This window comes from Chryseobacterium tagetis (assembly GCF_016735585.2).
Taxonomy (GTDB): domain Bacteria; phylum Bacteroidota; class Bacteroidia; order Flavobacteriales; family Weeksellaceae; genus Chryseobacterium; species Chryseobacterium tagetis.
The window spans coordinates 67,585-81,055 of the sequence record NZ_JAERSE020000005.1; the positions used below are offsets into that span (position 1 = coordinate 67,585).

General features: G+C 32.7%; 11 protein-coding genes and 1 tRNA gene. 2 read left to right on the forward strand and 10 right to left on the reverse strand.

All coding sequences use genetic code 11. The annotated features are described in order from the left end of the window. Window positions 1–3 precede the first annotated feature (3 nt). The gene (locus tag JI747_RS17110; protein ID WP_225690089.1) at window positions 4–726 is read left to right on the forward strand and encodes a hypothetical protein; all 723 of its coding nucleotides are present in this window, start codon (window positions 4–6) and stop codon (window positions 724–726) included. Between the two features lie 22 nt (window positions 727–748). Continuing rightward, complete coding sequence (locus JI747_RS17115; RefSeq protein ID WP_225690090.1) at window positions 749–2,440, forward strand: T9SS type A sorting domain-containing protein; 1,692 nt, start codon at window positions 749–751, stop codon at window positions 2,438–2,440. 216 nt (window positions 2,441–2,656) lie between these two features. Here JI747_RS17115 and JI747_RS17120 read toward each other — a convergent pair whose 3' ends face one another. The 10 genes from JI747_RS17120 to JI747_RS17165 all read right to left on the reverse strand — a co-directional run bounded on the left by JI747_RS17120 (window position 2,657) and on the right by JI747_RS17165 (window position 13,390). Then, window positions 2,657–5,473: a gluzincin family metallopeptidase gene (locus tag JI747_RS17120; RefSeq protein ID WP_225690091.1), complete on the reverse strand. Its 2,817-nt coding sequence runs from the start codon at window positions 5,471–5,473 to the stop codon at window positions 2,657–2,659. A gap of 157 nt (window positions 5,474–5,630) precedes the next feature. Continuing rightward, window positions 5,631–6,989: an orotidine-5'-phosphate decarboxylase gene (gene pyrF, locus JI747_RS17125; RefSeq protein WP_225690092.1), complete on the reverse strand. Its 1,359-nt coding sequence runs from the start codon at window positions 6,987–6,989 to the stop codon at window positions 5,631–5,633. A 334-nt stretch (window positions 6,990–7,323) separates the two neighbouring features. Continuing rightward, entirely contained in the window at window positions 7,324–7,671 is a 348-nt protein-coding gene (locus JI747_RS17130) for a YkvA family protein (protein WP_225690093.1), read from the reverse strand. Between the two features lie 82 nt (window positions 7,672–7,753). After that, window positions 7,754–8,293, reverse strand: a complete 540-nt coding sequence (locus JI747_RS17135; RefSeq protein WP_225690094.1) for a TlpA family protein disulfide reductase — start codon at window positions 8,291–8,293, stop codon at window positions 7,754–7,756. A gap of 13 nt (window positions 8,294–8,306) precedes the next feature. Next, window positions 8,307–9,050 (reverse strand): hypothetical protein, encoded by a 744-nt coding sequence (locus tag JI747_RS17140; protein WP_225690095.1) that lies wholly within the window; start codon window positions 9,048–9,050, stop codon window positions 8,307–8,309. Between the two features lies 1 nt (window position 9,051). After that, on the reverse strand, window positions 9,052–9,615 hold the full coding sequence (locus tag JI747_RS17145; protein WP_225690096.1) for a thioredoxin family protein: 564 nt from the start codon (window positions 9,613–9,615) through the stop codon (window positions 9,052–9,054). Window positions 9,616–9,630: 15 nt separating this feature from the next. Further along, window positions 9,631–10,701, reverse strand: coding sequence for a chorismate synthase (gene aroC / locus JI747_RS17150; RefSeq protein ID WP_225690097.1), 1,071 nt, complete (start codon window positions 10,699–10,701; stop codon window positions 9,631–9,633). A gap of 44 nt (window positions 10,702–10,745) precedes the next feature. Further along, window positions 10,746–12,386: an LIC_10190 family membrane protein gene (locus JI747_RS17155; protein WP_225690098.1), complete on the reverse strand. Its 1,641-nt coding sequence runs from the start codon at window positions 12,384–12,386 to the stop codon at window positions 10,746–10,748. Window positions 12,387–12,442: 56 nt separating this feature from the next. After that, window positions 12,443–12,979, reverse strand: coding sequence for a YMGG-like glycine zipper-containing protein (locus tag JI747_RS17160; protein WP_225690099.1), 537 nt, complete (start codon window positions 12,977–12,979; stop codon window positions 12,443–12,445). A 337-nt stretch (window positions 12,980–13,316) separates the two neighbouring features. Beyond that, window positions 13,317–13,390: transfer RNA gene (locus tag JI747_RS17165), tRNA-Cys, on the reverse strand. Between the last annotated feature and the right edge of the window lie 81 nt (window positions 13,391–13,471).

Genomic DNA, 13,471 nt, shown 5'->3' on the forward strand with positions numbered 1-13,471 from the left:
ATCATGAAGAAAAAATTAGCTTTAATAGCAGTGTTGAGTGGACTATTTATAAACGCCCAAAATAGTTGGTCATTAACAGGGAATTCTGGAACAACTCCCGGAACAAACTTTATTGGGACTACAGATAATCAGAATTTGATATTTAAAACAAATAATCTAAATCGAATTGTAATTGGTGACAATGGAAAGATGAGATTTGGAACAGGCTCCGCTATTAATCCAAATTATGATTTTTCATTTTGGGGAAATCCTATTTTTAGTGTAGATGATATGGCAACATCCGTATTCCAAATTTACAATAACCCTAATGACTATATTCATTTTAGAGTGGATGGGTATAATATGATAGATTATTTACAGGAAGATTATGGTAAAGTTGTTATAGGCTCTAAAACTTTAGCTAATTGTTCTGATTGTAATAATTATAAACTTTTTGTAAAAGGAGGCATCCGAACAGAGCAGGTAAAAGTAGATGTCGCAGTTAGCAACGGTTGGGCAGATTATGTATTCAAAAAAGATTATCAACTGATGCCATTAAAAGAAGTAGAACATTTTATTACTAATAATGGTCATCTTCCGGAAGTTCCTTCCACTGAAGAAGCAATAAAAAATGGTATTGAGCTTAAGGAAATGAACATTCTTTTACTGAAAAAAATAGAAGAACTTACATTATATACTATTGAACAGCAAAAGAGAATCGAGGCTCTAGAAAAAAAAGTAAAATAATAATTATATAAAACTGAAAACCATGAGACGATTTTATATGACTTTTTTATTTGTGTTGCCATTATTATTGTTTTCGCAAGGTGAGAATGATAATTGGTATTTTGGAGATAAAGCAGCTGTAAACTTTTCTTCGTATATATCGCCAACAAATCTTAACAATAGCCAGATGACAAGTGCTGTTGAAGCATGTGGAACGGTGAGTGATGCCAATGGAAAATTGCTTTTTTATACTAACGGAAGTGAAATATGGAATAGGGATCACCAAATTATGCAAAATGGAGCAGGATTAACAGGGTGGTGGTCAAGCGAGCAATTAGTAATAGTTAAACATCCAGGGAATCAAAATCAATATTACATATTTACAACAGGGTTTATTAATGCCACTTCAACTTCAAAAATAGCTTATACAGTTGTAGATATGTCACAAGGAAGTTTAGGAATGGATGGATTACCTTTGGGAAAAGTTGTGGATGGTTTCAAAAATGTTCCTGTAATAGATAACAACGGTAATTTTTTTAAAACCGAAGCAATAGCAGTGGCCCCAACATCATCAGGAGATTTTTGGATTCTCATCCCTAATGGATTGCATTTGTATAGCTATTTGTTTAGCGATATTTTAGGCTTTAATAACGGAAATCCTGTTATAAGTGATTTAAACTTTCCGGCATCATTATCCGAAACGGATTTAAATCATTTTGGAATCAAAGTATCCCCAAGACTAAATTCTAGTTATAATTTTTCAAATTATATATGCGTTAGTTCAGTCTATAATCCGGATTCTAAAAATGTTGTCTATTCTTTTAATAATTCAACTGGAAAGATAACAACTGATTATAGACTTAATGTATATAGTATTAATTCTTATATTCCAGAATTTAATAAAGATTCATCAGTACTATTTTTAGGGTACAATAAACTTTATGCTGTTAATTTGGTAACATCAACTTCAGCTAGCCCAGTGTTTTCTCAAGTATATGATTTTGGTACTAATACTATTGTCGGTTCAATTCAACGGAATAAATACAACGATATTTATTTTAGTGTTCCTGTAAATGGTAATTACTTGGGTAAAATTAATAATCCTAATGTTTATGGTTCGGGTATTACTGTAAATATGAACTATTTTAATTTAGGGGTGAACAATGGCGTACAAAATTTGGCGAAATATGGGCTACCTCAGTTGATTGAACCTCGTGTTTTTGAATCAAGATGTGTCCAAGATATAACATTAACGTCTCCCGAAACCTCCACTTCCTATGTTTATCGAGCTCCAAATACTATAAAAACAGAAAACAATTATCAAGTTAGTCCTTCAAGCCAAAATATAGCTTTTAAAGCTGGTAATAATATAACTCTTTATCCAAATACTCATATTCAGTTAGGAGCATTTTTTTCTGCAAAGATTGAAGATTGTTTAGATGAAAATGGGCAAAGACTTAGAAGTCGTGATAATCAAAAATCAATATCAATATATTTGGATGAAGAAAAAAGTAAGGACGATATAAGTATCTTCCCTAATCCAACTTCTGATATCTTAAACATTAAGACAGATTTTAAAATTAATAATGTTTCTGTTGTTGATGTGACAGGAAGAAAGATAAATGTAAAATTAGAGAATAATAAATTAGATGTTAAAAGTCTTGCAACAGGAACTTACCTTATCAGTATTGAGACTGAGGGTGGTATTTCCTCTCAAAAATTTATTAAAAAATAAGGTAATTATATACAATTTTACATTAATCCTGCTATCTTAATTATTATGACTCTGTCATTCTGAATGTAATGCAGTGAAATGAAGAATCTATGCTATAGTAAGATTCTTCCTTCGTCAGAATGATAATGGTGTAAAATTCTATATAGTTGTCAAAAATAATTTTTAGAAAATCAGAAGAAAACAGCTGCAATCCGCAGCTGTTTTTTTATTATAAAATTAATACCAACCTCTTCTGGCAGCATTAATAATAGATCCAAGATTCAGAACCAGAGTATATCTAATACGTCTTGCATAATCCTTAAAAGATGGCTCAAAGCCTAGCGAAGACTGTACAGGGAAATACACCTCAAGAAAATCAGGAATAACCCTCACTTTTATTCCACTGTCCCAGATAAACTGAGTTGGATGATTTTTATTTTTATAAAATCCGGCATCTGCATATACATGGAAAATTTTCCAGACACTGGAATCTACATTGAAAGAAGTAATCCATTGGTTGACGCTTCCCGGTAAGAAAGATTTGAAACCTCCGTCAGCCAAAATAAACTGTTGAGATAAAATTCCGCTACTGGCACTTTCTCCCAATAAAGTATAAGAAAATGAATAATTCGAAACCCTTGAAATTCCGTAGTTGAACGTACTGTTTCGCGTATCGTTTCTTATAAAATATCCTGCAAATAATCGTAAGCTTAATTTTTGCTTAGGAGCAAATTCCCATCTGTAAAACCCTTCCGCATTTATTTTATTGAAATCTTCCATTCCCTGAGTACTAATGCTTAAACTCTTCTCATGAATCATTTGACTATCGCTGTATCCATATCCCAGACTCCAAAGATTGTACTTGCCGTAGTCTTTGTTGGCAATTCTCGCAGGGCTAAGATCTCTTTCAAAATAATTATATGAAAAAGCTAGACTTCTTCCTACCGTACTTCTTGGATTCTTTCTGAAATTAATATTGGAGAAGGCAGATAACTTACGATATGCAAGATTGTAATCATAATGAAAATACGATCCCGAAACTCCGAAGGTCAGACTTCGGATAATACTTTCTGCAGGCAGAAAAGAGTAGGAGATAGCTCCTGATCCGGTCATTTTTCCGGTTCCGGAACTATACATCGGTGTAAATGAATACAGGAATTTCTGATCAAAGAATGACTGATTTTTAAAATTAACACCAAACAAAAATTTATCGTAGGTATTGTTAAATCTGATTTTTGGACTTATATATATTTCATTGAACTCAGGATTGGGAATATCTTTTATGAATTTGAATTTAATCTTCTTCGTATTAGAGAAAAAACCTTTGGCATACAGATAATTGTCTCTGTATTTAGACTCCGGAAAGATATAATCTTCATTCAGGGTAATTTTGTAAATATCATCTGCAGGCAGTGGAAAAATCTTTGTTTTTTCATTCTCTTCACCTTCTACCCAGTATTCTTGTTTATTTCCTTCTTTATCTTCCGTTTTTAACTTTACGGGAATATTTGAAAATGTATTTTTTTGAATTTTAATATTCAGTGTATCATTTTCTTTCTGTAATCTTTTTAATTTAAAATTTACCCGGTTTTTGTGTTCAAGGAAATCTGCCAGATATTCTGTTCTCTTATCTTTTTCTGAAAGCTCTTTTAAAAAGTCTCTCGGATTGATGTTTTGATGTGAATTTTTTACAATAAAATCTTTTAACAGACTGTTGAAATTCTCGTATCCCATTTTATTGGCAGAATAGTTGAACAAGCTTCCGGTTTCAAAACTGCTGATCGCCATATCATTGAAGTTGCTCAAAACTGTGAATTTTTCATCAACCTTCTGGTCAAGATTCTGAGACATGATGTATTGATAAGCCAGTCCATACCGGTCAATTAATTTCACTTTGGAAGCATGAAACAACTTTAAAGGTTTTACTCCAAAAATTTTAGCTTCCGGAAGAGTTCCTAAAAGTTTGGTGTCTTTATAAAATTTATTCAGATACTGGATTTCTAAATACGATTTCAACCCATTTTTGAACCAGTGATTGTCCTGTTTGCTGGTAATGATACTTTCATCAAGGATTTTTTTGGCAATAATTCCGAAATAGTCCAGATCTATTTTTTCGGCATCTGTAAAAAGAGGAAAGTTAAACTTCCAGACATTGATGTCATTATTGCCGAAAAAGTCTTCCTTATTCCTGAATTTCTCAGAAATAAAAAGCGTTTCAGGAACAAATCCCAATTTGTCTTTAATAAATCTTAAATGAAGAGGTAAGAAAAATTCCAGATTTTCTTTTTCCTGAGGATTCAGAGGATATCCGAATTTTATTTCTGTGTTGAGGTCCTCAGAACTTATTTTTATCACAGGAAACTCCTTTTTAGAAAGAATAAACTCCGGCTCGGAATCTAAATCACCCATGAAATTTCCGTCTGCTGACTGGGAAACATTACTTTGAATATAATATTTTGTATCAGTAATAAGATGGATATTCCAAAAAGTATTGAAGTTCACAGATTCCTCAATATCATGATATTTTTTTGAAGAAATATTATCCGGATCAAAATGATCAGGAACAATAAAGAAATATTTTAAAGCTACACTGTTATCAGAAGTGCCATATCCTGTAAATCTCTGATCAGGAAGCTGCATCTGATAATGCAGTTGTAATTTTATTTTCTCTCCCGGCTTCAGTATTTGCTGTAAAGGCAGGAAAAGATTTTCATCAGAAAGGTTTTGAACGGGGATTTCCTGATCGGAACTTTTAATTTGTAAATTTAAAAGCTTTCCCAACTGTTCATCTTTGGCAAAATGAAGATCGGTATTCCGGTCTTCCAGTTTTCGGTAGGCTAAAGAAGTTCCTCTTTTATGATAAGCAGAAATCCAGTTTAACAATTTGATAGTGTTCAGGTCTTTCTCGGAATGGTTGTAATACACCAGTTCCTGATTCACTGTGATCGTTTTCTTGTCCGAAGACAATTTTGCTTCAATAGAGATACTGTCTTTCTGTGCAGAAACCTCTGCAACACCTAAAAATAAAATAAGACAAATACTAATCCTTTTCAATATTCCTGATAAAGTATCAAATATAACTTATTTTGAATAGATTTCGTAAAGATTTGAGCAAGGAGTTGATAAAAAATTAACCACAAAAGAGATAAAAGACTCAAATGAGTTCTTTTATCCCTTTTGTGGTTTTAAAAAAAATATATTGAATTGTTTTTTACAAAGAATTCAAATAAGCTTTCCAGCCTTCATTTTTATAAGAGATGGCAGCTTGCTCAGCATTTTCAGCTTTATAAATTCCTCTTCCTACGATAATGAAATCAGTATGAAGAGTTTTGAATACGTGTTCCGGAGTATTGTACTGTTGTCCTTTTCCGTCACCAGAATCAGCAAGATTCACACCCGGAGTAAATAATAACAGTTCTTCAGGAAGTGTATTTTGAGAAACGCCTCCAATTACATTCGGATGAGATAAAGCCACTTTTAAAGCTTCTTCTCTGTAGCTGCTCGTCGTTAAAGTTCCTTTAGAAGACATTCCTATGATAGCGACTACACCTACGTTTTTGAAGCAGTCTAAAGATTCAAAACCACCAATTACCTGTGAAGTCACAAAATCTGCCCAGTCTGTAATTTTGAAAACTCCGCTCGTAAACTGAAGTTCCTGAGTATTTCCGATATCAGCAAATTTTCTGTCTTCCATCAATAGGAAATTGTGTTTTGCAGCCAATGCTTTTAAAGGAGTAATTGTTTTTTCGTATTCAAAATCAGAAATAACGTCGATGTGAGTTTTTAATGCAATGACGTGTGGACCCACTTTATCAGCAAGATCTAATAATTCCTGCGTTGTAGTAACATCAGCAGAAGCAATTAAATTTGATTGTTTTGCGATAGCAGTCTCTAATAATTTTTTAGAAACAGAATGTTGTGTAGTGCTTAGTTTTTGTTCGTAAGAAGACTTTGTTTTTTCTTCAAACTGAATATGGTTCCCTTGTAAGAAATCCTGAATTCTTTTTACCTCTTCATCAGATAATTCTCCGTTTTCCTGAAGAATTTCGCAAACTTCTGAAATATTGAAAAGCGTGTGTACTTTATAACCTTTACTTTCCAAAAGCTGTTTTCCGCCTTGCTCTCTGTCAAGAACGACAACGATGTCTGCAACTTTAAGATCTTCTTGTTCTACCTCTGCAATAGTTTCGATCAAAGATTTTCCTGAAGTGATAACGTCTTCTACCAAAAGACAGTTTTGTCCTTTCTGGTAAATTCCTTCAATCAGTTTCTTGGTACCGTAGCTTTTTGCTTCTTTTCTTTTAATAATTAACGGAATATAGCTTTCCAAAGACATTGCTGTAGCCATAGGAAGTGCAGCATAAGGAACACCGCAGATCAAATCGAAATTATCCAGAGGGAGCATTTCCAATAAATAATTGGCCAGGCTTTTCAAAATTTTAGGATCTGAAGCCAGAGGTCTTAAATCTACATAAAACGGACTTTCAATACCGCTTTTTAATGTAAATCTTCCGAATTTAATGATGCCCAGTTTGTAGCACTCCAAAAAGAATTCTTTTTTACTTTCCATTATTTTTTATTAGATGGTGCAAATTTAAGGATTTGAAAACAAAATGGGAAAAAACTCAAATATCAATTTTACCTCATAGCTAATATCTGTTTAAACTTTTTATTTAACCACAAAAGACACAGAAGACTTATATACTGTATTGAAAGTTTATTATTAAACTGAAAGTAAGAACGCACAATTCTTTAAAAATCTTTGATTTTTATTCTTTTGATTGCTTTTAATATCCGAGTATAGCTGTAGAAATAGCTTTTGTCTCTTTGTGGTTAATTTTAAACATCAGAACAAACAATGATTTGTTGTTCACAAAAAAAACATTCCCAATCGGGAATGTTTTCTATTTTATTATTTCTGCGTCAATAATCTTTGTTTCTCCTGTGCTGTACTTCTGTTGGGTTTCCCAAAGTAAAAACTTATCTACTTCTTTTATCAGTTTAGGAATGACCAGGTACAAAACCGCAAGATCATCCATGACTCCTAAAACAGGTATTGCTACTTCAGGAATAAGATCGATGGGAGAAAGCACATACAGAATTCCCAATAAAGGAAGAATGATATCTATAGACTTCATGGGATATTGCCCTTTCCGCCACATTTTTATCATTCTGAAAATATCAGGAATCTTTCTGATGAAACCTTTGTGGTTGATGGCTTCTTTTGCCAGACTCAATTTTGAATATTTCATTTTGTGTTTATTTTAAAATAATTTTTAACACATTAAATTTCACAAACTTTGTACCAAATATTTATAAAATTTAGTTAAAATATTATTTAACGGTGCTGTCAATGAACTGATGTACAGATTCTGAATTCCAGTCTCTTGAAGCATCTTCTTTAATGATGATTCTTCCGTTTTTATTCAACAGATAAGTTGTAGGAAATACTTTCGGAAGTATTTTTTCTGAAATAGGACTTTGTGCAATATAAACAGGAACGTTGTAATTATTTTCCTTTAAAAATTTTCTTACTGCGTCTTCCTGGTCATTCATTGCGATTAAAACAAAATCTACTTTGTCCTTTCTTCCTTCATATAATTTTTGAATTGAAGGCCATTCTTTTCTGCATGGTGGACACCATGTTCCCCAGAAATTAAGGAAAACCGCTTTGTCTTTGAAAGCTTTAAGGTTGGTACTCGGAACATTAATGCCCTGTAAATCGATATCATAATCTTCATCACTTATATGTACGGCATTTTCAATAGTAGCGATCGGTAAAAATGTGTCCTGCAATTTTTCCTTGACTCCCGGAACGAAAGCGATAACACCAATAATGACGATTAATACAAGATAAATTATGTTTTTTTTCATGAATTTTAAATATTTATTTTATCCCAATATACTCAAAGCAATTACTGTTGAGCTGATATACCAAAAACTTTTTGCTAACGGTTCCTTTTTCGTCCACAACAGGAATATACAGTTTATTCTGATCAAACTTAATTAATTTTAAAGGACGTTCCGGCCGGTCAACAACACTGAAGAAATCAAATTCTGCTTCAATTTTATTAAGCATTTTTGTTTTCGTTTTAAAGATTTTATCCGTATCAATCAGTTGATCATTTTTGATGGTAAATGCCTGAACAGCCTGTGCCTGATCTTTATTAGAAAAAATTCCGTTCGAAATAACAAGATAATAAGTCTGGTTACGAATTGAAGTCTTTATAATTTCGGATACAAAATAAGGAGTGTCGGAATTGTAAATGGTTTTTACTTTTCCGTTGGATGAATACTGGATCATTTGATCAAAACTTACCATCGTTCCTCCCATTCCTGTATCCCAGACATAAAATCTTAGTTTCTTATCTTCGGAAGTGATGATGTATAGCTTATCTTTTAATTTTTTGAAATCATAAGCAAGCGTTTCTGGATTTCCGGAAATGAATTTTTTAAACTCTTCTGAAAATTTAGCAGACTGAGCTTGTTTACTGTCATAATCCTCACTTTCTGAAAACTTTGTATACACTTTTAAAAACTCTGCTTCTTTACTTTCAAATTTTCCTTTTTGAGCATACGAAACGTTTGAAATAAAGAAAAGGAGCAGAAAAAATCTAAAAAACCGTGACATTCTAAAGAAGATCTAAAATTTCCTGAACGGCATCTTTACCTCTGTTTTTTGCGTAATACAGCTGCAGATCATTATAAAACTGATCTTTTGGATATCCTTCCGGATCGGCTTTATGTTTCATCAGTAATTCTTTTCCGTGTTGTGGACGCGGTCCCCAAGAATCTTTTACGTTAAAATCTTCATCTAAAATAATAACTTTAGGAATAGATTCTGTTCCGTTGGTCAAAAACTGATTGATTAAGCTTTTATCACTATCTCTAAGGAAGATTTTTACCTCATTATGACCTTTGAAAAATGTAACCAAAGCAGGAACTGTTGCACTCGCATCACCACACCAAGCTTCGGAAATAATTAAAATCTTTCCGTCAAAATTCTTCGCAGCCAGCTCTTTCAATTGTTCTTCATCAGGAACATACTTTTTTAAAGTTCTGTCCATTCTCTGAAGTCCCAGTTCGTAATATTGTTTATAATCTATTTCCTGTTGATTGGAAGGATGTTCTAATCTTTCTTTTGCAATCTGAATATACTCTTCAAAAGAAATTCCTTGAGCCCAGTAATTTTCCATTACTTTATTTATATTTTAAAAATTATTGATGTTTCTTGTTTTGTTAATCAAAAATAAATCCGCTAAAGCAAAAGCTGCCAAACTTTCCACTACCGGAACTGCTCTTGGAAGAACACAAGGATCGTGGCGTCCTTTTCCTTCTACAATTGCAGGGTTACCATATTTATCAACACTTTCCTGAGGCCTTAAAATGGTTGCTACAGGCTTGAAAGCCACACGGAAATAAATATCCATTCCGTTTGAAATCCCACCTTGAATTCCACCGGAAAGGTTAGATTTTGTCGTGAAATCTTCATTGAAAAGATCGTTGTGTTCTTTCCCTGTCATTTTTGCACCACAGAATCCGCTTCCGTACTCAAAACCTTTTGCAGCATTGATGTTAAGCATTGCTTTTCCCAATTCAGCTTGCAATTTTGAGAAAACCGGTTCACCGATTCCTACAGGAACATTTTTGATCACACAGGTAATCGTTCCGCCAATCGTATTGCCTTCTTTTTTGATTTCTTTGATTCTTTCGATCATTCTTTCTGCTGTCTCAGCATCCGGACAACGCACTTCATTGCTTTCCGTTTTGGAAAAATCCAAAGCCTGATAAGGTTTTTCACAGAAAATTTCGCCTACGGAAGATACGTAAGCATTGATCTCTATATTTGATAAGAACTGTTTTGCCAAAGCTCCGGCAACTACCCAGTTCATGGTTTCTCTCGCAGATGATTTTCCACCCCCGCGATAATCTCTCAGACCATATTTCTGATCATACGTGAAATCTGCATGACTCGGGCGATACGAGTTCGCAATATGATCATAATCTTTTGATTTCTGATTTTCGTTTTCGATAATAAAACCAATGGGAGTTCCGGTTGTTTTTCCTTCAAAAATTCCTGAAAGAAACTGTACCGTGTCACTTTCCTTTCTTTGGGTTACGATTGCAGATTGACCTGGTTTTCTTCGATCCAATTCGTATTGAATTTTATCGAAATCAACCGTTAAACCTGCCGGAAAATTATTGATGATTCCACCGTAAGCCAAACCATGACTTTCTCCAAATGTTGTAAGACTGAGAAGATTACCTAAAGTATTTAACATGATACAAATTTACGGCTTTTTCTTCAGATAAAGGAGCTCATAAATTACTTCTGTTTATACAGATTGTTGATAGAATTGATCACGTTTTGTGCTTCTTTTTTTTCTTCCGGATTCATGGTTTTCCAAATAAATCCTTTTTTCATATCTGTTTTATCAATGAGTTGAGGGAAAATTCCGGCATTGATGTGCTCAAAAACATAGCCTTCTGAAATGGCGGGGAGAGGAGTTTCATAACTAAGCGGATATTTCTTGGCAACATTGAAATTAAGATTTCCGATTTTGTAAGAATTAAAGTCAATGGTTTTATAAACGGCCGGTTTGTAAAACTGTTCCATTTTAGCTTCTTTCATAAAATTTCCCAGATAGAAACTCTGAAAATGTTTTTTAACAAGTTGGGGAATGGATATGAATCCGACGAAAAATAAACTGAAAACAGAAAATACAATCAGTGATTTTTTCTTGTCAAAATAAGGAATGAACACCACAAAAAAGATGACAAAAAATACATCGATGAAAAATCTGTACTGCGCTGAAAATAAAATGACCAAAATGCTTTTAATAAGTATTGAAATACAAATCAAAGTAGTGATTTTATCTTTTTTCCTGAATGTAAAAGCAGTAAATACGAATAAGCTTATAACAAATAGAATATTGATTTTAGATTTTATACCATGTAAGAAAAACCAGTTTTTTATATAATCCAACCATGAAAACTGCTGAATCTGCGCGTAAGTATATTGCATATCATAGGTTTTCCGAATGGCAATTTGCGATGAAATTTTTAAAACTTCAGCATTGGGTTTCCAGCTGACTCCGATATCGCCAATTGAAACGGGAAAAACAGGATAACCAAAAGTGTAAATGTTTTTAATACAAAATAAGACAACGACTAGAATTCCCAGAATTAAGTTTTTAAAACTTGATTTGATGATAAAAACTGAATACAGAAAACTTAAAATGGGAACCCAGATCATGGTCGGCTTTATCGCAAAAACAAAAACGGAATAAATGAACAGGAAAGAAATATTTTTGTTTCCCTGTAAAATCTCGTTTAAAATAAGCAAGGAAAAAATAATGACCGGTAAATCCGGACTTGGAGATTGAGAAAATAGTAATAAAATAGGAAGAAAACATAGGTGAATCCAGCTTTTTCTTTCTATGATATATAAAGCATAAATAATTAATACAATTGAATTTATCCTTAAAAACGGATCGGAAAAATTGGAAAATCCGGCCTGAAAAATATGCCAGATAGACATTTGGCCAAGTATAAGGTTGAGATTTGAAATCCCTTTAACTAACCCGAATTCTGTCAACCATTTAATGGTGGGAACATAATACCCAAAATGGTCTATCATATATGGATAAAATGATCCGCAAAATAAAACGATCAGTGAAATGTTCAAGAGTAATAGATAATCTTTTTTTGAGAAAACAGAAAACTCCTGATACAATTTATCTTTTATAAAGAAGAAAATCCCTACTAGAATTGTCGGAATTTCCATATAAATATTCAACGGAATGAAAAAGGAGAGAACTGTCCATATTAAACTGATGATTAAAATTCCAGAAAATATTTTCCCTGAAATTCCTTTTAATGAAGAACCTAAAAAATATTCTGAAATTTTTCCCCAACCGATTAAAGTTGGAATGAGTAAGATTGTCGAAAGTAAAATTAAAATCATAAAAAAAGATTGCCTAAAAATAAGCAATCTTTTAGTGTTATTCGTGAAAATACTAATTATTTTGGCTGAACCCGTCCATCTTTTCTGTCTCCGGATCTACCGATTGTATAACCGGTTGCGCCACCTACAACACCACCAATTACAGCACCAAGTCCTCTGTTTTTCTTAGCGATAATCGCGCCTGCTGCTGCACCACCTACAGCACCAATAATGGTACCTTTTGCGGCTTTACTCATTCCTTTTTTCTGAGTTGTCCCTTGTGAAGTAGTAGTGCTGCTTGTGTTATTGGCATAGGTTCCGTTTGAACCAGAGCTTTCTCTATAGATGGTTTTTTCTCTTATTACCTGTGGTCTTGAATTATTTGAAGTGGCTTCTTTTGCTTTTTTAGCTTCAACAATGCTGTCTGCCTGTTTTTGAGCTTCATAGGCCATTTTTTCTTTTTCAATAGCTAATTTCTGTTTTTCAATCTCAAGCTGTCTCATTTGAAATTCCATTTTCTGTTGTTCCAATGATTTTTCAGCTACTTGATTATCTTTTTTACAAGCTGTCATTAAAAATACTGACAAAAAACTTGCTAACACTATCTTTTTCATAATTCAAATTTTTATTGACAAAATTTGTCAATTATTATAAACATAATTTCAATTATAAAGCCAAAATAAAGTTAATAAATGTTAAAATTGAAAAAGAGGTGAAAATAACGATTTAAAGTTTTTAGATAAAAATGGAAATTTTAGATTGTAAAATGGTTTGAATATTCCTTGTTCAGACTAATCGTTAAGGATATTAATAATCTCTATAGGAAAGTATAAGTGATAAGAATATAAAGAAATAAATGATAAAGATTTCTGAATTTTCTTTATTGGTAATTCTAATATTTAGATCAATGTTATTTAAATAAAAAAACTCTAATCCTAGGATTAGAGTTTTTGGAGGTGCCTAGCGGATTCGAACCGCTGTAGATGGTGTTGCAGACCACTGCCTAGCCGCTCGGCCAAAGCACCGTTTTTTACCATTTTTGAGGTGTGCAAATATAGTAAAATATATTATTCAACAAAAATTTTATGCTATATTTCTGTGTTGAT